Raw genomic sequence first — 21608 nt, 5'->3', positions numbered from 1 at the left:
CCTTATTTTGTTCCTTTTTCGGTACATTTTACCCCAGATATACCACGTCTTCCGCCGGCTTCCTGGCCTCGCGGAGTTCCTTCAGATAAAGCACCGGCTGCTCATTTCCAAATCCAACCGGTTCATACGCGAATCTGGCCCTGACCATATAATATTTCTTCTTGTCTCCTTCGATCTTTTCTGCAGATCTGCAGGGATATCCGTAATACCGCATATCAGCCGCGCAGCAGGTCATGATCTTACGCACCGGCACAAACATATGGTCCTCCATCCCCTTCGGGCGGAAGATCTGCGCCTTAAACAGGATCTCTTTATCCAGGTAGCGGTCCGGATGATCATAGGCATCCACATACCAGATCCCGAAATCTTCATCCGCCACTTCGATGACGTCTTGTTCCACATCGTAGGGAAGATCCTCCTGCGACGGCTGTATGATCCGGCCTTCCGTATCCTCAAAGATCAGCTGGGCCATGGGGTTTTGTACCTTTAAAGCCCGGCGGAACCCGGAGCGGTCTACCTCCGGCGCGCACCGGTTGATCACGATCAGCTCGGATTCTGTCAGCTGTTCCATCAGCATGTTGCGCATGTTTTTCAGATACATGTCCAGAGTCTGGCCGTTGACCGTCGAGTAAACACCCTGCAGTTCCCAGCTTCGCGGATACTGAATGCTCAAAAGGTCCGAAAGCTTCCACATGCCGTTATACTCGATCACCACCTGCACCGGATGGTATTTTTTCGTCAGATCCTTAAAATAGGCCGGCGTAAGGGTCTCCATTTCTGTCACCTGCTCCAGGACCATATCCTTTTCCTGTAAATATTCTTCCGTGTACGGGATCTCTCCTTCTTCGCAGCAGATCAAAAGCGTGCGCCCCGGCTCGATCCACTCCTGCTCCATCAGCGTCTCCCGGACCAGAGTGGTCTTGCCGCTGTCCAGAAACCCGGTTACAACAAATACCGGTATGACTCTCATTGTTCATCCTCCTCCCGCTTCCTTTTTGTCCGATCAGACAAGATGAAACAGCTCTGCCAGCTGATCTTGTGCCAGATCGGTTCCGATCACGCACAGGCGTCCGGTGTAATCCGCCCGGCCTTCCCGCACCTCATACTCTCCAGGCACCAGGTCAAATTGCTTCCAGGTACCGTCCGCCATACAGAGGATTCCTTTGGCCCGGAGTACCGTGCCGCAGCCGGTTTCTCCGGACAGTGTCTGCAGGATCTTCTCCAGTTCTTCTTCTGTGTACTGATGGGCAGTTTCTCTACCCCAGCTGGTAAAAATCTCGTCCGCATGGTGATGATGATGGTCATGACAGCAGTGTTCATGATCATGGTGCTCATGGTCGTGATGGCAGTGCTCATGATCGTGGTGTTCATGGTCATGACAGCAATGTTCATGATCATGGTGCTCATGGTCGTGGTGTTCATGGTCATGATGGCAGTGCTCATGATCGTGTACATCTTCCAGCAGATCTTCCATGCCGGTCTTATGTTCCAGAGCGCGGCGGATGGCATCTGCGTCAAGCTGCTCCCATGGCGTGGTGATGATCGCCGCCTGATCGTTCTCCCCGCGCAGGAGGGAAACGCACTCTTCCACGGCTTCCGGCTTCATCATCTGCGTCCGGCTGATGACGATCGTAGAAGCGCTTGCCACCTGGTCTTTATAAAATTCCCCGAAATTTTTCAGGTACATTTTTGCCTTTTTCCCATCCACCACGGCAATCCGGCCTTCAATCTCGATCGGCGCATCCTTTTTCACTGCTTCCACCGCGCGCACGATATCGGAGAGTTTTCCGACTCCGGAGGGTTCGATCAGCACCCGGTCCGGCGTATACTCGTCCAGAACCTTTTTCAGAGCAATGCTGAAATCTCCCACCAGTGTACAGCAGATGCAGCCCGAATTCATTTCCGTGATCTCGATCCCGGCATCTTTTAGAAACCCACCGTCAATCCCGATCTCACCAAATTCATTCTCGATCAGCACCAGCTTCTGGCCCTGAAACACCTGATCGATCATCTGCTTGATGAAGGTGGTCTTTCCCGCGCCAAGGAACCCTGAAATAATGTCTACTTTTGTCATGTTGCTCAGCCTCTTTTCTTCTATCATTTTTATGAATCAAACTCCAGTTATCTCGCAGTCTATCTTAACACAAAATATCAGCTGATTCCAGTTTTTCCCTTTCAGCAATTGGCTCATCGATCGGGGACGGGGGATTTCTGAAAATCCCCCGTCCCCGATCACTCATAAAAAAAGACGCACACTTCTGTGTGCGCCTTTTGTCCGTCTTTTCTTATAAGATTCCTCCTACGGAAAGGAAGAGCGGTGCAAATACCAGTGACACGATGGTCATCAGTTTGATCAGGATGTTGATGGACGGTCCGGAAGTATCCTTGAACGGATCTCCTACGGTATCGCCTACAACCGATGCCTTGTGGGCTTCGCTTCCTTTTCCGCCGTGGTTGCCGTCTTCAATGTATTTTTTCGCATTGTCCCACGCGCCTCCGGAGTTGGCCATAAAGATCGCCATCATCACACCGGTGGTCAGGGCTCCTGCCTGCAGTCCTCCAAGGGCCGCTGTTCCAAGCAGTACACCTACCAGTACCGGCGCTGCGACTGCCATGATGCCGGGTACCAGCATTTCCTTTAAGGCCGCTGTCGTGGAAATGGCAACACAGGACTTGTAATCCGGCTTTGCTGTACCTTCCATAATGCCAGGTATGCTCTTAAACTGTCTTCTTACTTCTTCGATCATCTGATAAGCCGCCTTGGATACAGACTGCATGGTCATGGCGGAGAACAGGAACGGAAGCATGCCTCCCAGCAGGATACCGATGATGACACGGCTGTCCAGAAGGTCAATCTTCTCCAGTTTTACCGCCTCTGCATAGGATACAAACAGTGCCAGCGCTGTCAGGGCCGCGGAACCGATGGCAAAACCTTTTCCCATAGCCGCTGTGGTGTTTCCTACTGCATCCAGCTTATCTGTGATCTTACGTACTTCCGGCTCCAGACCGGACATCTCGGCGATACCGCCTGCATTGTCGGCTACTGGTCCGTATGCGTCTACCGCTACGGTAATGGCTGTGGTGGAAAGCATTCCTACCGCTGCCAGAGCGATTCCGTAAAGACCGCAGAACTGGAAGGCTGCGAAGATACCCAGACAGATCAGGATGATCGGAACTGCCGTAGACTTCATACCTACCGCGATACCGCTGATGATGGTGGTTGCGGCTCCGGTCTCGGACTGTTCTGCAATCTCTTTCACAGACTTATAGTCTCCGGATGTATATACTTCTGTAACAATACCAATGATCAGACCTACTACCAGGCCGGCGATCACGGCGATGGCTGCATTGTAATCTCCAAAGCACATCTTGCTGAAAAGTACGGATACTACCAGTACAATGACTGCGGACACATAAGATCCCATCTTCAATGCTTTATGCGGATTGGATTTTTCATCCCCGCGGACAAAGAAGGTTGCCAGAATGGAAGCGATCAATCCAAGTCCTGCAACGATCAGCGGATAAGCAGCTCCTGCAACTTCATAATACGCGATTCCAAGAGTCAGTGCGGAAACCAGGGCTCCTACATAGGATTCAAACAGGTCGGCGCCCATACCGGCGACGTCGCCTACATTATCTCCTACGTTATCAGCAATAACAGCCGGGTTTCTCGGATCGTCCTCCGGAATACCTGCCTCGACCTTTCCGACAAGGTCGGCGCCCACATCGGCGGCTTTTGTATAGATTCCGCCTCCCACACGGGCAAACAGAGCGATGGATGAAGCGCCCAGGCTGAAACCGGACAATACATCCACGTTTCCTGTCAGCAGATAAACGCCGCTGACGCCAAGCACGCCAAAGCCGGCCACGCACATTCCCATAACGGCTCCGCCGGAGAATGCGATGGACAACGCCTTATTCATACCCTGCAGTCTTGCCGCATTGGCAGTCCGCACATTTGCTTTGGTGGCAACGGTCATTCCGCAGTATCCTGCCAGTGTGGAAAATAAAGCTCCCACCACAAAGCAGACGGCTGTTACCCAGTTCCCGATGCCGATACCGATCAGCACAAAGAGCACGGCCACAAAGATCACCAGGATCTTGTACTCTGAAAACAGAAATGCTCTTGCGCCTTCACTGATGGCGGATGAAATCTCTTTCATCCGGTCTGTTCCGGGTTCCTGTCTGGAGACCTTTGCCGCCAGATACGCGGCAAACAAAAGTCCCAACACTCCCAGAGCCGGAACAATGTTCATAAACATTTGCATTTTCTTTTTCCTCCCATTGACTTGTTTTGCTTGTTAGTTCTATCTTAGCCCATTTGATGGGCATTTGTATACCCTTTTTTGTCAGAAATATAAAATCTCTGTTAAAACCAGGCCTTCCGGCGGGGCCGTCACCCCCGCATTCGTCCGCTTCTTTTCTTCCAGGATCTCTTTTAATTTCTCCGGTCCGTAAAATCCTCTTCCGACCCGGATCAGCGTTCCCGCAATGATGCGCACCATGTTATAAAGAAAGCCGTTCCCGCTGACACGGATCACGATCTCCGGGCCTTCCCGGGTAATGGTCAGTTCCTCTATGGTGCGGACCGTATGTTCCACCTGGCTTCTCACACAGCAGAAGCTGGCAAAATCATGCTCGCCGACAAGATAAGCGGCTCCCTCCCGCATGCGTTCAATGTCCAGGGGATAGGAAAGATACGCCGAATATCTCTTACGCAGAGGATTGGGCGCTTCCCCATTGTAAATGTGATATTCGTAGGTTTTCCGGATATGATCCTGATACCTGGGATGCCAGTCCGGCGCCACTTCTTCTGAACGGACCACCACAATATCCCCCGGCAGCCTCTGGTTTAACGCATAACTCATCCGCTCCGGCGGGATGGCAGACTCTGTGTCAAACACCGCCACATTTCCCAGGGCGTGAACGCCGGAATCTGTACGGCTTGCGCCAATCACCCGGATCTCTTCCCCGGTAAGGTTCCTGATCGCCCGGTTTAGCATTTCTTCAATTGTAATGCCGTTCGGCTGGATCTGCCAGCCGCAGTAATCGGTGCCGTCATAGGCCACCGTCAGTCTGATTCTTTTCATAGTATCTCCACGCTAAAAGATCCACACATGAAGGGGCAGATACCGCCCGATCACAAATACCGCCACTACGTAACAGATCACGACCACATAGGTGACATAATCCCTGCCGCGGTAATGGAGCGGCTTCATTTTGGTCCGTCCCTCTCCTCCGTGATAGCACCGCGCTTCCATGGCCATGGCAAGATCATTGGCCCGGCGGAATGCCGACACAAACAAAGGCACCAGGATCGGGATCATATTTCTGGCCCGCTGGATCATATTGCCGCTTTCCAGGTCTGCGCCTCTTGCAATCTGCGCTTTCATGATCTTATCCGTCTCTTCCAGAAGGATGGGGATAAACCGGAGCGCGATCGACATCATCATAGCCACCTCATGCACCGGCACCCGCAGTTTTGACAACGGCTTCAGAAGCTCCTCCAGTCCGTCTGTCAGTTCATTGGGCGTGGTGGTAAAGGTCATAAGCGAGGAACCGATGATCAGGTAGATCAGCCGGATCGCCATAAACACCGCCGTCCGAAGACCGCCTTCCGTTACTGTGAAGATCCAGACATGGACCAGCACCTCGCCCTCTCTTGTCAGAAACAGGTTGAAAAGCACCGTGATCATCAGAAGCATCACGATCGGTTTCAGCCCTTTTACGATATACGACAAAGGCACTTTGGACAGCCGGATGATGCTGACCAGAAAGATGGTGGCGACCAGGTACCCGGAAATGCTTTTAAACAGAAATAAAGAGATCAGGTACAGGAGGGTGGACACCAGTTTCACTCTTGGGTCCAGCCTGTGCAGAAGACTCTTTGCGGGATAATATTGTCCAATCGTAATGTCTCGAATCATTTCCTCTTCTCCAATGCTCTCATGATCTCATCTGCCGCTTCCTTTACAGTGGTCACCCGGGGATCCACCGCAAGGCCGTGTTCCCTCAGATCATGCATGATATAGGTCACCTGGGGCGCCGCAAGGCCGATTTTTTCCAGTTCCAGATAATGGGCAAATACCGCTCTTGGGGTGTCGTTATATTTTACCTGTCCATGATCCATCACAATGATCCGGTCCGCGTATTTCGCAATGTCCTCCATACTGTGGGACACCAGGATCACGGTCATATCGCTGACTTTATGAAGATATGCGATCTGGTCCAGGATATCGTCTCTTCCTTTGGGGTCCAGCCCTGCCGTCGGCTCATCTAGTACCAGCACTTTCGGCCGCATGGCAAGAACGCCGGCAATGGCGGCTCTTCGCTTCTGCCCGCCGGAAAGTTCAAAGGGCGAGACCTGATAATATTTCTCTTTTAATCCCACCAGTTTCAGCGCCTCCAGCGCGCGCTCCTTACATTCTTCCGGTGAAAGTCCCTGATTTTTCGGCCCGAAGCACACATCAGTCAGCACATCCACCTCAAAAAGCTGATACTCCGGATACTGGAACACCAGTCCCACCTGCGTCCGCAGCTCCTTCATGGGATATCCCTCTTCGTAAATGTTTCTCCCGTTATAGTAGAGGGCTCCGCTGCTGGCTTTCAAAAGCCCGTTCAGATGCTGGATCAGCGTCGACTTCCCGGAACCGGTGTGCCCGATGATCCCCACAAACTCTCCATGGGGGATCTCCAGGCAGACATCTTTTAAGGCATGCTTTTCATATGCCGTGCCTTCGCTGTAAACATAATTGATATGGTCTAATTTAATCGACATAGCGCCTCCACCAATTCTTCTTTCCTTAAGATCCCATCCGGGATCTCAAGCCCCCTCTTTTTCAGTTCGTCCGCCAGGATGGTTACCTGGGGAACATCCAGCCGGTACTTTTTCAGGGTGTCCACCTGTGAGAAAATCTCCCGGGGCGTCCCCTCCATCACCACATGGCCGTGATCCATCACATAGATCTTGTCCGCGTCGATCACTTCTTCCATATAATGGGTGATCAGGATCACCGTGACCTTCTTCTTTTCCCGCAGTTTTTTGAGCGTTCGCAACACTTCTTTTCTGCCGGAAGGATCCAGCATGGCCGTGGGCTCGTCCAGCACAATACACTTGGGTTCCATGGCCACCACGCCTGCGATCGCCACCCGCTGCTTCTGTCCTCCGGAAAGCTTGTTGGGGGAATGATGCCGGTACTCCAGCATCCCCACGGCTTTCAGGCTTTCTTCCACGCGTTTCCAGATATCCTCCGTGGGCACGCCGAGATTTTCCGGCCCAAATCCCACATCTTCTTCCACCACGGTTCCGATGATCTGGTTATCCGGATTCTGAAAGACCATGCCTGCCGTCTGCCGCACAGGCAGAAGTTCTCCGGGATCTCTGGTATTTTTCCCATCCACCCAGACCGTCCCTTCGGTCGGCACCAGGATCGCATTCAGATGTTTGGCAAATGTAGATTTCCCGGATCCGTTGTGGCCGAGAACCGCCACGAACTGTCCGGGCGTCACGTCCACATCCACGCCGTCTATGGCCCTGGATACGCCGATCACATTGCCTTCTTCGTCTCTTTTTTCATATTCATATACCAGATGTTCTGTCTTTATAATATCCATGGATCTAGTCTCCAATCGTTTCTGCCTCCCTTTTTATCAGCCGTTCCTGCCTCTTAACACGCGTCATCCGCCGCTTTCCCGGAAGGAACCATGTTGACCAGAAAGATTCCCAGGCTGACCAGCAAAAGGGCCATAAGGTTCTGGAACCGGAAAACCTGTTCCTCTAAAAAGATGGCTGACAGCACGACCCCGAACACCGGGATGCTGAACCCGAAAATAGCCACCTTTCCTACCGGATTGTATTTCAGAAGTTCTGCCCACAGGATAAAGGACACCGTTGAGAGCAGCGCCATATACAAAAGAAGCGCCAGCCCCGCAGGCGTGATCCGTCCGATCCTTCCTCCTGCCGCAAGGCCGATCAGGATCAGCACTGCGCCGCCCATCAGCAGCTGGAAGGCAGTGATGGTCATGGGCGACTCCCTGTCTTCTATCATTTTCAGCGTGACAGAACTGATGCCGTAGGCACAGGCACATACGAGGATCAGCCCCTCTCCGGCCAGACGGAAACCGTCCCCCATCCCGCCCGGAGACAGATTGATCACAACGACTCCTGCGAAGCCGATCAGGCAGCCTGCGATCTTCTTCCAGGTCAGTTTCTCATCCTTCAAAAGAAAATGGGCTGCAATGATGGAAAAGAAGGCATTGGATCCGTTGATGACCGATCCCTTGGCTCCGGTCGTATAGGCAAGGCCGATATAAAAGCAGACATACTGTACGGTTGTCTGCAAAAGTCCCTGTCCAAAGACATATGGTATGGAGGACCTCTTCATTTTCACCAGCTGCCGGCCGGCAGCGCAGGCTGCAAGATAAGCCAGTACTCCTGCCATGAAGAACCGGTATCCTGCAAAAAGGATCTCGCTGCCCTCCCCGTGGATCTCCAGCATCTCATAGCCGATTTTTATGCAGGGAAATGCGCTGCCCCATAAGGCGCAGCACACCAGTGCCAGGAAAGTCCTGACTGCCGTATTCTGATAAAACCGTTCCATTATACTTTTTCCGGCTCCGGATAGTCTGTCCCTTTGGTATCCACCGTAACCTTCTTCATTTTCTGCTCTTCCAGCGGTTTGTCGTTATAGTCGGTGTCCACACAGGCGATCTTGTCTACCACGTCCAGCCCCTCGATCACTTTTCCAAACGCCGCATAAGCGCCGTCCAGATGGGGCGCATTTTCATGCATGATAAAGAACTGAGAACCTGCGGAATCCGGATGCATGGCTCTTGCCATGGAAAGCACGCCCTTGGTATGTGCCAGAGAATTCGGAAATCCATTCTGCAGGAATTCTCCTTTGATCTGATAGCCCGGTCCGCCGATGCCGATTCCCTGCGGGCATCCGCCCTGGATCATGAAGCCCCGGATCACACGGTGAAAGATCAGGCCGTCATAGAACCCTTTGTTCACCAGAGAAATAAAATTGTTCACTGTATTTGGCGCGATCTCCGGATAAAGTTCCGCTTTGATCACATCTCCATTTTCCATCTCAATTGTAATAACTGGATTTTCCATATTTATCTGCTCCTTTTCGTAATGGTCTCTTTATTGTAACGAATCCTTCTGCTTTCGTAAAGGGAAAGATTGTGTTTTATTTGCCTGCCCGGAAATAAAAACCGTCAAAATCATACTTGTATACCCGGTAAATATACTTTTCTACCTGCATCTCAAACTGGGCGATCAGATGGTGGTCTTCATCGTATTCCCCAAAAGTTCCCGCAGTTCCGGAGTCCGCAATGGTATTGCCGTCCAGGTTCTGCACGCTGCTGAAATACCCGGAATAAGGAAGTTCAAAGGAATCTGTCAGTTGAAATGTTCCGGTATTTTCATCCACCAGATATTCGTAATAATAGGAAGTATCGCCTTCTGTAGCGGAAGTTTCTGTCAGTCCAAGGGCGCTCCAGTCAAAATCCGGCCTGGTGGCGCTGTAGCCGATGTTATTATTGAACATATACAGATAATACTGGCCGTCCGCAAGGGAAGGATCGTCCACATAGGTGATGGAATGCTGGCCGCCCTGAATGGTAAAATCGCCTTCTTTACTAAGCACCTGGTTTTCATACTCTGTATCTGCCCATACGGCTTTTTCTGCTATGATATAAGCCACTGCCGGACCGTCATAGATATGGTCGATCTTGATGATCGAGGACGTCTCCCTGGAACTTAACAGAACCGAGCCGTCTCCGATCCACTGGATCGTGTTGATATGGATCCAGTCCAGCTCCCCGCTGTCATTCTTTACCCGTTCTTCTTTGAACCTGCCAAAGAGGTCTCCCAGATCCAGTACCTCGCTGACCGCGCCGCTGTTCACATCCAGCCGAAGGATAATGTCCTCCACGCTGTCCTGCGTGGTATCGGTGGCAAGGATCAGCATATTTCCGTTATCATCAAAGACATAATCATGGTGCAGTTTATAAGTTCCAAGATCATATACCGCCGTGATCTGTCCCAGCGGATTCATCCGCGCCATCTGGGTTTCGGAAATGCTATAGTACATGGACTGATCCCGGAACAAAAGCCTGTGGCTCCGGTAGCCGATGACAGGCACCTCGCCCCGCAGCACGCCCTGATTGTCATAATAGTACATAAAGTCCAGAGCATCGCTGTCATTGCCAAGGATCACATAGAGTCCATTGGAAAGTTCCTCTTCCTCTCCGTCCATTTTTGTTTTCAGAACCGTTTCTTCTTCTCCCAGAAGGCTTCCCATCTCATAGACGATTTCTTTGGTATCGGTGGATCCGTCTTCTTCTGTTATATAAAAAGTAATGGTATTGTCCGTATCCGGGATCAGGCCGATCATCTGAAATTCATGCTCTGTCGTATACTCCTCTTCCTGCCAGACGTCTCTGCGGAAATCCCCGATATCAGAATCGCTGACATGGACATTGTAAGAAATGGCCGCCGGTTCTTCGGTCTCAAAATAAACGTAGAGAGACTGGGTGTTCGTTCCAAAGGGATTATATTCGATCAGCATATCGCTTGCCGTATACTCTCCGGATGCCTTCTCCTCTTCCAGCCTGTCCGCGATGGCCTGCTGATTGTCCACCTGATAGGTTGCCTTGATCTTTTCCTGGATCTCTTCCTGCTCTTTTGTAAGACCGCTTTTTACCTCTGCATCCGGATTTGCCGCAGTCTCCTCTTTGGCCGTCTCTTCCTGTTGTTTTTCTTCTTTTGCCTGGCGGCTTTCCTTTATCTCCTCTGCCGCTGCAATCCCTCCGATCGCAATGGCCAGTACCGCGCAGACAATCGTGATGATCTTTCTTTTCACGTCTTTCATCCTTTCCGGGCGTTTTTTCTATTATAACAAACTACAGCCGGAATCTGTGTGAAGATTTTATGATTTTTTTCCGATCTGCATGTTATTTACGCGAAAATGGGCAGGACACAATATGTCCTGCCCGGATCCATAAACAAAACTTTCGGGGTGTTTTTGGCAATGATCTTTGATTACATATTTTTGGAGATTTCCTCGCAAACCTTCATCGCTTCGATGATGGCGCTTCTGAAACCTCTCTCTTCCAGAACGCGTACCGCTTCGATGGTCGTTCCGGCCGGTGAGCATACCATGTCTTTGAGTTCTCCAGGATGCTTTCCTGTATCCAGCACCATCTTGGCGCTTCCCAGAACTGCCTGTGCAGCGAACTGATAAGCCTGCGGTCTTGGCATTCCGCCGGAAACGGCAGCGTCTGCCATTGCTTCGATCATCATAAATACATAGGCCGGTGAGCTTCCGCTGGTGGAAACGACTACGTCCATCAGGCGCTCCGGAATGATCTCAACACGGCTGAAGCTCTCCAGCAGTGTTTTTACATAAGAAATCTCTTCTTCGGACAGATAAGCGTTGGGGCTTGCAGCTGTCATCCCGGCTCCTACCATAGCCGGAGTATTCGGCATGGTACGAACGATCTTCACCTGTTTTCCAAACTGCTCTTCCAGCCATGCAAGAGTCTTGCCCGGCGCGATCGTGATGATGATCTGGGAATCCTTGATCTCTCCTGCGATCTCTTTGATCACATCTGCGTAAAACTGCGGTTTTACGGACAGAATGATCACTTCCGCCTTCTGTGCTACTTCTATATTACTGTCGGTTACATGAATACCAAACTGCTTCTGCACGCGTTCTCTTCCCGGTGCAAATAAATCAGCGCCGATGATCTCGTCTGCCGGGATCACGTTGTTGCTGATGATTCCGCCCATAATCGCAGATGCCATGTTGCCTGTTCCGATAAATCCTAATTTCATTGTTTTCCCCATCCTTTTCTTGTTTTTTGTGATGTATACATTTTTATAATTTGTATACAATTCTTTCTAATGCGACTATAACACTCCCATAACTAGAAGTCAACTCTTTTTTTCACTTTTTTCTCTTGCGCAATCCTTGAAAACTCGTTATAATTTGTATACAAATAAATTTTATGTATACATTTAGGGTGATCATATGGCAAGAAAGACAACGTCTCTGGCCGAACAGGCCTATCAGACGATCAAAAACCGAATCCTGGACCTGACTTATGCTCCAGGCATGTCCCTGACAGAAGCCATGCTGACAGAAGATCTTGGCATGAGTCGCAGCCCCGTCCGCGCAGCGATCCAGATGCTGCAGGCGGAAGGCCTTCTGGTCTCGGATTATTACCGGTCTATCACAGTAAGAGAAATTACGGACAAGGATATCCGGGACATCTATCAGCTCCGGGAACTGCTGGAGGGCGCCGCATTTCAGCTGATCTTCACCTCCGGGCGCCATGAAGAATACTCCTACCGGATCGAGGAGAAGGTAGTGCGGATGTGCGCCGCCGCTTCCGACCCTTACGCCTGGGAGGTCGCAGACACTGACATGCACATGGAGATCATCGGGATCCTGGACAACGACCGCATCAACCGGATCTACGAAAACAACCTCTCCGAGCAGATCCGCATCGGCCAGTATTCTGTTCGTCACGGCATGCGGATCCCCCAGACCAATGAGCGGCTGAAAAAGATGGTCCGCTATATGCGTAAAGGGGATTATGAACATGCCTATGAGATCCTGCGGGACGATCATTTCATGCTGGGAAGGGATTCCGCCCTCCGCCGGAAATAATCAGCAAAACAAAAGATCCCGGAAGCGTCTTTCGACTTCTTCCGGGATCTTTTTTATTATTTCTCTGTTTCTAAGAAACCTGTACGCCATGTTCTTTTGCGTACTGAGCGATATTGGATGCATTTGCCATCTTTTCGACTTTACCGTCTCCTACCGCCACCAGTGTAGGCGCCTGCATAACGCCATATTTTTTCACCAGATCTTTATTGCTTTCAGCATCGATCACTTTATAGGCGATCCCCGCCTCTTCCAGAGCCCGCTTTGCTACCGCACAGTTTGGGCAGGTCTTTGTGGTAAACAACAGATTGCGCTCTTCGCCGTCCGCCGCTTCGCAGACTGCTTCTCCCTCTGTCTTTTCGCCGGTTGTAAAGGCTTTTCCATGGAATTTGGAATGAACAACGTCATAAACCTTACGGTCCTTAAATTCCTGAGCCTTTCCATCGTTCCAGTTCTGCACCGGACGATAGTAACCGGTGATCCGGCTGTAAACTTCCGTGGTCTCTCCGCATTCCGGGCATACATACTGTTCGCCGTTCAGATAACCATGGTTTCTGCAGATCGAGTAAGTCGGTGACATGGTGTAATATGGAAGCCGGTAATTTTCCGCAATCTTCCGCACCAGGGCCGCCGCTGATTTCCAGCTTGGAAGCTTTTCTCCCAGGAACGCATGGAATACGGTTCCGGATGTATAGAGAGTCTGCAATTCATCCTGGATATCCAGCGCTTCGAAGATATCTTCTGTATAACCCACCGGCAGATGTGTGCTGTTCGTGTAGTAAGGTGTTCCGTCTCCTTCTGCCGCAGTGATAATATCCGGGAACTGTTCTCTGTCGTGCTTTGCAAAACGGTAAGCAGTAGACTCTGCAGGAGTCGCCTCCAGATTGTAGAGATCGCCGTACTCTTCCTGATAGGAGGACAGGCGCTCCCGCATGTGGTTCAGCACCTTCTGGGAAAATTCCTGGGTTTCCTTATGCGTCATATCCTTGCGGATCCACTTCGCATTTAATCCGGCCTCATTCATGCCCACCAGTCCAATGGTGGAGAAATGATTCTCAAAAGTGCCCAGATAGCGTTTGGTATACGGATAAAGCCCTTCATCCAGAAGCTTTGTGATAACCGTACGTTTTACATGCAGGGAACGGGCGGAAATGTCCATCAGCCGGTCCAGTCTGGCAAAAAACATTTCTTCATTCTCTGACTGGTAGGCGATCCTTGGCATATTGATGGTAACCACGCCTACTGATCCGGTACTCTCGCCGCTGCCAAAGAAGCCGCCGGATTTCTTACGCAGCTCCCGCAGATCCAGACGCAGGCGGCAGCACATGCTCCGCACGTCGCTGGGCTCCATGTCGCTGTTGATATAGTTTGAGAAATATGGTGTGCCGTATTTTGCCGTCATCTCAAAGAGCAGACGGTTATTTTCTGTATCGGACCAGTCAAAATCTCTGGTAATGGAATAGGTCGGGATCGGATACTGGAAGCCTCTTCCGTGGGCGTCGCCTTCGATCATGATCTCGATAAATGCCTTGTTGACCATATCCATCTCTTTTTTGCAGTCGCCGTAGGTGAAGTCCATCTCTTTGCCGCCTACGATGGCCGGGAGATTTGCCAGGTCTGCCGGAACCGTCCAGTCCAGGGTAATATTGGAGAACGGCGCCTGAGTACCCCACCGGGATGGTGTGTTCACACCGTAAATAAAGGACTCGATGCATTTCTTTACTTCCGGGTAGGTCAGGCCGTCTGTTTTTACGAAAGGAGCCAGGTATGTATCAAAGGAGGAAAATGCCTGGGCGCCGGCCCACTCATTCTGCATGATTCCAAGGAAGTTTACCATCTGATTGCACAGAACGCTCAGATGCTTTGCCGGAGAGGAGGAGATTTTCCCCGGAATCCCGCCCAGTCCTTCCTGGATCAGCTGCTTTAAGGACCAGCCTGCACAGTAGCCGGTCAGCATGGACAGATCATGGATATGGATGTCGGCGTTGCGGTGTGCCTGGCCGATCTCTTCGTCATAGATCTCGGAGAGCCAGTAGTTGGCCGTAATGGCGCCGGAGTTGCTGAGGATCAGTCCGCCGACAGAATAGGTAACCGTGGAATTTTCCTTTACACGCCAGTCCATCACCTTGACATAGCTGTCCACGATCTCTTTGTAGTCCAGCATGGTGGACTTCAGATTCCGGATCTTCTCCCGCTGTTTGCGGTACAAGATGTAGCCCTTCGCCACGTCGGCATATCCGGCCTTGATCAGGATATTTTCCACACTGTCCTGGATATCCTCCACCTGGATCAGCCCGTCCTTGATCTTCGGCTCAAAATCCGCAGTCACTTTCAGAGCCAGCAGATCGATAATATCCTGGTTATAATCCTTTTCCTGCGCTTTAAACGCCTTCTCAATGGCGACACATATTTTTGAAAGATCAAATTTTGCGACCTGTCCGTCGCGCTTCATTACCTGGTACATTCCTCTTTCCTCCATTTCTATCTTCGTCGGTTCTTATATCATACCACCGCCGCCATTCAGAAGTCAATAAAAAATAACAATATATTGTGTTAAGTTTTTGTACCTTTCACAATATATTGTTATTCCAGGAAAGTGTTTTTCAATTTAAAACGTATACTTGACCGCCTCTTACAGGCCCCTGATTTCCGCCGCCGGAACATATTCCTTCACTACGTCCAGCGCCTGCCGCATAATATTTTCATTATAAGCGTGGAGCCCGGGCTGGATCAGATCGCCCGAATCCTGAAACTGCTGCAGAAAATAGCGGTCCGCTCCGCGGATCCACCGGCCGATCGCCTCAAAATCCGAACGCTGGTGGTACTCCTGCACCACCGTAGTACGAAATTCATAGGGCACGTGTCTTTCCATCAGATATGCAACACTCTGCTCCACATTTCCGGTGTCATAGCCTTCAATCCCGATGGTCCGCCCATAATGCTCGCGGGAATTCTTAATATCCATTGCCACATAGTCCGCCAGTCCCTCTTCTACGATCCTGCGCAGCTTCTCCGGAAAACTCCCGTTCGTATCCAGCTTCACCAGATAGCCAAGCCTCTTGATGCCCGCAAGAAACTCCTCGATCCCGTGCTGGATCAGCGGTTCCCCGCCAGTCACACACACACCGTCCAGAACCCCCTGTCTCTTCTGCAGAAACGAAAAAATATCCTCCTGAGGGATTTCCGGGTTCTGGTGGGTGTCCAGCACAAGCGGCGCGTTATGGCAGAAAGGACACCGGAAATTACAACCCGCCGTAAAAACCGTGCAGGCCACCTTCCCCGGGAAATCCAGCAACGTCAGCTTTTGCAGCCCTTGAATGATCATAAACCTTCCTCCTTTGGGGACGGGGGATTTCCAGAAATCCCCCGTCCCCAATCGTTTTTTTCCACATTTTATCCACACATTTATCCACATTTAAAGTGTTCCAGCATGACCGGCATGTATTTTTTGCTTCGCTCCTCCAAAGAATACGTGCCACGATTCAGACACCAGTCTGTTACCAAAGCTCTTTCACACATTGAGTAATAGTTAGTGATCTCACTTGCGCTCATATCAGAAGATAATTCTCCTCTTTTCTGCCCTTCTTCCACAATTTTTACTACAAGTTTGTAGTATTTTCTGTTATGATCCAGCAGATTTCTCTGTCCCTGCGAAACAAGCTGGGTCGAATACAAGGATGCAAGCAGATCAATGCTGATTTTTTCTTCCATCATAGAATGTGTCTTATAATTCAGATACAATAATTTTTCAAAACTATTCATGTCCGGATCCATTGTTTCTTCCAGTTCTGTATAATAATCGTCCAGGATCAGAGACAACGTACTTAGGAGTTCATCTTTCGTATTGAAATAATAGTAAAATGAACCTTTCGATGTCCCGGATAGTTCGATAATTTCATCAACTGTAGTCCCATTATATCCTTTTTCGTAAAACAGCCGCCATGCTGCTGCAGCAATTCTGCTTTTTACATCTTTGTTTTCCACATTTTTTTCCATCGTTCCTCCTTTGGGGACGGGGGATTTTCGAAAATCCCCCGTCCCCAATTATTTTACATAAAAACTTTTTTCGTTCTCCAGTGGAATATCCTTTGTATCAATCCAATCTATGGTAATAAATGGATTATGATTCAATCCCTCCATCAATTTATGGATCAACGCCTCTCTACCCTGAATTTCCAGCGTGACTGTTCCGTCATACTCGTTTTCTACCCATCCTGTCAGCCCGAGAGAGTGGGCCAGATGCTTTGCAGTATATCGAAATCCCACTCCCTGCACCCGGCCATAAAAAGTCATTCTTTTTCTTACTTCTTCCATGTGATTTATCCTTTTTCCGTTTTCCACATTTTTCTCCACATCTGATTTTTATTGTATATGAAAATGTGGATAAATGCAAATGGGGGACGGGGGATTTCCGGAAATCCCCCGTCCCCCATTAATCGAACAGCGACAGCTGATTATCTCTAAGCGAATGTATTTCTTTTTCTGTGATTGTTTCGTCGCCCCGCAGCCTGCCCACCAATAACGGCGAAGCCGGGTCGTGTTGTTCGTATTTTTTTCTGGCGCTTGCCGGGCTGTGTACTGCGTAGCAGTAAGCGCATCCGTTGATGCAGGTATCGTAGGAACCGATATCTATGCTCTCTATGCACCGGCATTCTTTGCGCTGGCCCGGATCTTTTCTGGCATCCAGTTTATAGCCTGCGATTTTCCGGATCTTTTCCCCGTCAATGCAGGCGCCGTGGCGGATCCCGAACCGTTTCAGATCCAGTTTTTCCGCACAGCTGTATAATGGGAGCTGATATTTCCCGGCGATTTTTCCCAGGCCTTCCGCCAGTTCTTCGATTTCTTCCTGCTCCAGTTCCTGGAACGGGCTGTTCCGGTATGCATCTACGAAACTTACGATGCAGCGGGTTGTGGCCCGATGAAGCCACTCGCACATCATTTCAAATTTCTCCAGATGATAATCTTTTGTGTATTTTTCTGTCAGGAGTATGGGATCGAACCTCCAGTCCATCCGCTCTTTCCCCAGTTGTGCGCTCATCAGCAGGAAGGTAGCCATCGCGTCGGAGATATCCGGCGCTTCCGGCTCCAGATCGGGGCCATAATCTGTGATGGTCATCTGAAAATAGTACCGGTATCCCATCTCGTCAATTTCCCGCAGATACGGGCGCATCGGTTCTGGATTCTTGCTCCAGAATACGATGCTGTCCACCACATCCGGCGAAAGAGTGATGCGCTGTATCTTTTTTCGATTGTAGGGGTTTTGCACCAGCACTTCCCCTTCTCTTAAACGATTTATGAACCATTCCGGATATCTGGCCGGAATGTCCGTTCTCCTGCTTGCACTGATAATCATCCTACATGTTTCCTTTTATCTTCCTGTTTTTCCGGCGTCTTCCCGCCAGTCTTTAAACTGGATTTCCCCGGATCGGCCTGCAGTACGCCGGTCTTCTAACCGGATTTTCCCGGATCGGCCTGCTATCCGCCGACCCTCTAGCCGAAATTTTTCCGGATCAGCCTGCAGTATTCCTCATAGGCTCCGACGCCTGCAAAGCTATCCTTCAGCGCGTCCCGGACGCCTTTATAATACCAGCCGATCGTTTCTTTGTCTTTCATGCGGAAGCGGTTCCACAGTTCTTCGCCCGCAATGGGATAATCCCTGTCAATGTCCCGCATATTGGACAGCTTGTCTGCAAGACCGATCATCTGGACCTCCCGGGGCGCCGTCCGTAAGTGTTCGATCGTAGCCGTCTTTCTTTCCATCCAGGTTCTGGACTTGTCCTCGCTTTCCTGCGCCACCATGGAAGCCACTCTCTCGGAAAATGTCTGGGCCAGGATTCTCTGGCTGACCCCGGAGCAGTCCTCAATGGTGTCGTGGAGAATGGCGGCGCTGATCACTTCCTCATCCGTAGTCATGGTAGACACGATATCCCCCACCTCTATGGGATGTACGATATAGGGCCTCTTTGTTCCTTTCCGGAACTGGCCCGCATGGGCCTTTGTCGCAAACTCGATCGCTCTGTCGATCATACTGCACCTCTTTCTCTTTTACATAGTAAATTTTAACACCTGGGACTTTTCTTCGCAATGATTCCGGAGTATAATCTTACTATCCTTATGGCGGGCCGTCTCCCGCTATCAAATAACGAAAGAACAGGAGTCCTGGTATGTCCATGCAAAATGTACTGATCACCGGAGCTTCCAGAGGCGTTGGCAAAAGTACGGCTCTTGCCTTTGCTTCCCGCGGCTTCCGTGTGTTTTTAAATTGTAAATCTTCTCTTGCAGATCTTGCAGAGGTAAAAAAGGAAATTCAGGATACCTGCGGCGCGCCGTGCCATCTGGTGCCGGGCGATGCAGGCGATCCACAGGCTATCCGGCAGATTTTCAAGGAAATCCGTGAGATCTGCGGCGGCATCGATATCCTGATCAATAATGCCGGCATCTCGCACATCGGTCTTTTGATGGATATGACGGATGCCCAGTGGGACGGGATCCTCTCTGCCAATCTGTCTTCCGTCTTCTACTGCTGCCGGGAAGCCATTCCCTACATGGTTTCCAGACATTCCGGACGGATCATCAACATCTCTTCCATGTGGGGATCGGCAGGCGCTTCCTGTGAAGCCGCTTATTCCGCCACAAAGGCCGGCGTGGACGGACTGACCAAAGCCCTGGCCAAAGAGCTTGCGCCCAGCGGCATCCCGGTCAACGCCATTGCCCTTGGCGTCATTGACACCCGTATGAACGCCCAGCTCTCTTCGGAAGAAAGAGAAGCCCTCTGTCAGGAGATCCCTGCCGGACGATTTGGGACCCCCGAAGAAGCGGCCGAACTAATCTATCAGACCGCCCTGTCCCCGTTGTATCTGACCGGACAGATCATCCGCATGGACGGCGGATTTCTTTAAGCAATAACAATCCAAATCATCACAAAGAGGAGGCTTAACTTAAGCCTCCTCTTTCATCTCCAGCACAACCGGACAATGGTCCGATCCATAGATATCTGTCAGGATCTTTGCGTCGATCAGACGGTCTTTGAGACCTTCGGACACGCAAAAATAATCAATCCGCCACCCGGCGTTCTTTTCTCTTGCGCGGAAACGGTAGGACCACCAGGAGTAGATCCCCTCCACATCCGGATAGAAATAGCGGAACGTATCAATAAACCCTGCCTCCAGAAGCCGGGTAAATTTTCCTCTCTCTTCGTCCGTAAATCCTGCATTTTTCCGGTTTGTCTTTGGATTCTTCAGGTCGATCTCCCGGTGCGCCACATTCAGGTCTCCGCAGAACACTACCGGTTTCTTTTCTTCTAATTTCTTCAGATATGCAAGAAATGCATCCTCCCACTCCATGCGATACGGCAGTCTTGCCAGCTCGTTCTGGGAGTTGGGCGTATAGACGGTGACAAAGTAAAAATCTTCATATTCCAGCGTGATCACACGCCCTTCTTTATCGTGCTCTTCGATCCCGATGCCGTAAGATACGTCCATCGGTTCCTTTTTTGTAAAGATGGCGGTTCCGGAATATCCTTTGCGCTCCGCATAGTTCCAGTACTGAAAATATCCGGGCGTATCCAGCTCCAGCTGACCTGCCTGCATCTTTGACTCCTGGATACAGAAAATATCTGCGTCCAGTTCCCGGAACACTTCCAGAAATCCCTTCTGCACGCAGGCGCGCAGTCCATTTACATTCCAAGAAACAAACTTCATTGGTCCTCCTCCGGATCCATGCCATTTATCCGAATCCGTTTTCTTTCACTCTTTAATAGTATACTTTACGCAGGAAAAGTCCCCTGGCCGGCGCAAGAAATCCGGCAAGGCTCCTGTCCTCTGCCGCGATCACCACAGGAAGCATGGCGCCGTCCCGTTTCCCGGTCCCGACTTCCAGAAGCGTTCCCGTCATGATCCGGACCATGTGGTACAAAAATCCGGTTCCGTAATAAGTGATCCGTACCTTTTCTCCGTTGCGCACGATCTTGATATTCGTAACCCGGCGGACCGGATCTTTACAGTCCTTATCGTCCGTAAAGCTGGTAAAGTTCTTGGGCCCGATCAGATAATCCGCGGCATTTCGCATGGCCTCGATATCCAGCTTGTGGGGATAATGATAGCAGTGTCTGCGGGAAAATACATCCGGCTTTTCCCGGCAGTCAATATAGTATTCATACTTCTTCCCTTTGGCGCTCTTTCTCGCGTGGAATCCATTCTTTACCAGTTCCGCCTTAACGATGCGGATATCCTCCGGCAGATAACGGTTCAGGGAATCCTTCAGTTCTTTGGTGTCATAGAGCTTGGACAGCTTCACACTTGCCACCTGCCCTCTGGCATGCACGCCCGCATCGGTCCGCCCGGCGCCGTCCACGTGCACTCTGTATCCCACCAGTTTTCCAATGCTCCATTCCAGCACAAACTGGATGGTGTTGTCAGTGGTTGCCTGACGCTGCCATCCCTGGTATCTGCTGCCATCATAGGAAATGGTTAACTTGTATGTTCTCATCTTTGATATCTCACCCAATTTCATTTACTTCAGTATTTTTTTCAACTCGTCCATAAACGTATTCACATCTTTGAACTCTCTGTATACCGATGCAAATCTGACGTAGGCCACCTCGTCCAGCCCCTTAAGCTCTTCCATTACGATCTCACCGATCTGGCTGCTGGGGATCTCTTTTGCCTCCATACTGAATATCTTGGTCTCAATCCGGTCTACCGCCGCCTGGATATCCTCTGCGGATACCGGTCTTTTATAACATGCCCGCAGCACGCCATTTTCAATCTTGTCCCTGCGGTACTGTTCTCTTGTACTGTCTTTTTTAATGACGATCATCGGGATCGTCTCTACTTTTTCATAGGTCGTAAATCTCTTGCCGCACACGTCGCAGGAACGGCGGCGTCTGATGGAACTGCCGTCATCGGCAGGTCTGGAATCAATCACTCT

22 protein-coding genes are annotated in these 21608 nt (G+C 50.6%); 2 read left to right on the top strand and 20 right to left on the bottom strand.

What is annotated here, in order from left to right; translation table 11 throughout:
* Window positions 1-28: 28 nt before the first annotated feature.
* From H6A13_RS00765 to proC, 11 genes are all read right to left on the bottom strand, one after another.
* On the bottom strand, window positions 29-970 hold the full coding sequence (locus tag H6A13_RS00765; RefSeq protein ID WP_204907712.1) for a TIGR03943 family putative permease subunit: 942 nt from the start codon (window positions 968-970) through the stop codon (window positions 29-31).
* A gap of 33 nt (window positions 971-1003) precedes the next feature.
* Window positions 1004-2074 (bottom strand): CobW family GTP-binding protein, encoded by a 1071-nt coding sequence (locus H6A13_RS00760; RefSeq protein ID WP_204907711.1) that lies wholly within the window; start codon window positions 2072-2074, stop codon window positions 1004-1006.
* Window positions 2075-2285: 211 nt separating this feature from the next.
* Window positions 2286-4268: a sodium-translocating pyrophosphatase gene (locus tag H6A13_RS00755; RefSeq protein WP_204907710.1), complete on the bottom strand. Its 1983-nt coding sequence runs from the start codon at window positions 4266-4268 to the stop codon at window positions 2286-2288.
* A gap of 81 nt (window positions 4269-4349) precedes the next feature.
* Window positions 4350-5090, bottom strand: a complete 741-nt coding sequence (gene truA, locus H6A13_RS00750; RefSeq protein ID WP_204907709.1) for a tRNA pseudouridine(38-40) synthase TruA — start codon at window positions 5088-5090, stop codon at window positions 4350-4352.
* Between the two features lie 12 nt (window positions 5091-5102).
* Window positions 5103-5927, bottom strand: a complete 825-nt coding sequence (locus tag H6A13_RS00745) for an energy-coupling factor transporter transmembrane component T family protein (RefSeq protein ID WP_204907708.1) — start codon at window positions 5925-5927, stop codon at window positions 5103-5105.
* Window positions 5924-6778 (bottom strand): energy-coupling factor transporter ATPase, encoded by an 855-nt coding sequence (locus H6A13_RS00740; protein WP_204907707.1) that lies wholly within the window; start codon window positions 6776-6778, stop codon window positions 5924-5926. The genes H6A13_RS00745 and H6A13_RS00740 overlap by 4 nt, the downstream gene beginning before the upstream one ends.
* Entirely contained in the window at window positions 6763-7614 is an 852-nt protein-coding gene (locus tag H6A13_RS00735; protein WP_204907706.1) for an energy-coupling factor transporter ATPase, read from the bottom strand. Before H6A13_RS00735 ends, H6A13_RS00740 begins: the two co-directional genes overlap by 16 nt.
* 53 nt (window positions 7615-7667) lie before the next feature.
* Complete coding sequence (locus tag H6A13_RS00730) at window positions 7668-8600, bottom strand: DMT family transporter (RefSeq protein WP_204907705.1); 933 nt, start codon at window positions 8598-8600, stop codon at window positions 7668-7670.
* Window positions 8600-9118 (bottom strand): peptidylprolyl isomerase, encoded by a 519-nt coding sequence (locus tag H6A13_RS00725; RefSeq protein ID WP_204907704.1) that lies wholly within the window; start codon window positions 9116-9118, stop codon window positions 8600-8602. The genes H6A13_RS00730 and H6A13_RS00725 overlap by 1 nt, the downstream gene beginning before the upstream one ends.
* Before the next feature lie 76 nt (window positions 9119-9194).
* The gene (locus tag H6A13_RS00720; RefSeq protein ID WP_338042975.1) at window positions 9195-10871 is read right to left on the bottom strand and encodes an aryl-sulfate sulfotransferase; all 1677 of its coding nucleotides are present in this window, start codon (window positions 10869-10871) and stop codon (window positions 9195-9197) included.
* Between the two features lie 179 nt (window positions 10872-11050).
* Window positions 11051-11845: a pyrroline-5-carboxylate reductase gene (gene proC / locus H6A13_RS00715; RefSeq protein WP_204907702.1), complete on the bottom strand. Its 795-nt coding sequence runs from the start codon at window positions 11843-11845 to the stop codon at window positions 11051-11053.
* Window positions 11846-12041: 196 nt separating this feature from the next.
* Here proC and H6A13_RS00710 point away from each other — a divergent pair, with 196 nt between their 5' ends.
* Window positions 12042-12683 carry a GntR family transcriptional regulator gene (locus H6A13_RS00710; RefSeq protein ID WP_204907701.1) on the top strand — a complete coding sequence of 214 codons (642 nt, stop codon included), beginning with the start codon at window positions 12042-12044 and terminating at the stop codon, window positions 12681-12683.
* A 70-nt stretch (window positions 12684-12753) separates the two neighbouring features.
* Here H6A13_RS00710 and H6A13_RS00705 read toward each other — a convergent pair whose 3' ends face one another.
* The 6 genes from H6A13_RS00705 to H6A13_RS00680 form a co-directional block, all read right to left on the bottom strand.
* Complete coding sequence (locus H6A13_RS00705) at window positions 12754-15144, bottom strand: ribonucleoside triphosphate reductase (RefSeq protein ID WP_204907700.1); 2391 nt, start codon at window positions 15142-15144, stop codon at window positions 12754-12756.
* Between the two features lie 168 nt (window positions 15145-15312).
* Entirely contained in the window at window positions 15313-16005 is a 693-nt protein-coding gene (locus tag H6A13_RS00700; protein ID WP_204907699.1) for an anaerobic ribonucleoside-triphosphate reductase activating protein, read from the bottom strand.
* Between the two features lie 80 nt (window positions 16006-16085).
* On the bottom strand, window positions 16086-16676 hold the full coding sequence (locus H6A13_RS00695) for a TetR/AcrR family transcriptional regulator (RefSeq protein ID WP_204907698.1): 591 nt from the start codon (window positions 16674-16676) through the stop codon (window positions 16086-16088).
* Between the two features lie 48 nt (window positions 16677-16724).
* Window positions 16725-16994 (bottom strand): acylphosphatase, encoded by a 270-nt coding sequence (locus tag H6A13_RS00690; RefSeq protein ID WP_204907697.1) that lies wholly within the window; start codon window positions 16992-16994, stop codon window positions 16725-16727.
* Between the two features lie 118 nt (window positions 16995-17112).
* On the bottom strand, window positions 17113-18033 hold the full coding sequence (locus H6A13_RS00685; RefSeq protein WP_204907696.1) for a DUF1848 domain-containing protein: 921 nt from the start codon (window positions 18031-18033) through the stop codon (window positions 17113-17115).
* Between the two features lie 137 nt (window positions 18034-18170).
* Window positions 18171-18707 (bottom strand): HD domain-containing protein, encoded by a 537-nt coding sequence (locus H6A13_RS00680; protein ID WP_204907695.1) that lies wholly within the window; start codon window positions 18705-18707, stop codon window positions 18171-18173.
* A gap of 137 nt (window positions 18708-18844) precedes the next feature.
* Here H6A13_RS00680 and H6A13_RS00675 point away from each other — a divergent pair, with 137 nt between their 5' ends.
* Complete coding sequence (locus H6A13_RS00675) at window positions 18845-19579, top strand: SDR family NAD(P)-dependent oxidoreductase (protein ID WP_204907694.1); 735 nt, start codon at window positions 18845-18847, stop codon at window positions 19577-19579.
* Window positions 19580-19618: 39 nt separating this feature from the next.
* Here H6A13_RS00675 and H6A13_RS00670 read toward each other — a convergent pair whose 3' ends face one another.
* From H6A13_RS00670 to nrdR, 3 genes are all read right to left on the bottom strand, one after another.
* A complete protein-coding gene (locus tag H6A13_RS00670; protein WP_204907693.1) occupies window positions 19619-20380 on the bottom strand; it encodes an exodeoxyribonuclease III in 762 nt (253 codons plus the stop codon).
* A gap of 52 nt (window positions 20381-20432) precedes the next feature.
* Entirely contained in the window at window positions 20433-21167 is a 735-nt protein-coding gene (gene truA, locus H6A13_RS00665) for a tRNA pseudouridine(38-40) synthase TruA (protein ID WP_204907692.1), read from the bottom strand.
* Window positions 21168-21191: 24 nt separating this feature from the next.
* Window positions 21192-21608: transcriptional regulator NrdR (nrdR, locus tag H6A13_RS00660; protein WP_207751817.1), on the bottom strand; the 417-nt coding region annotated here is incomplete at its 5' end.

This window comes from Mordavella massiliensis (assembly GCF_016902415.1).
Lineage (GTDB): Bacteria > Bacillota > Clostridia > Lachnospirales > Lachnospiraceae > Merdimonas > Merdimonas faecigallinarum.
This window is presented reverse-complemented; position numbering and strand designations above follow the sequence as displayed.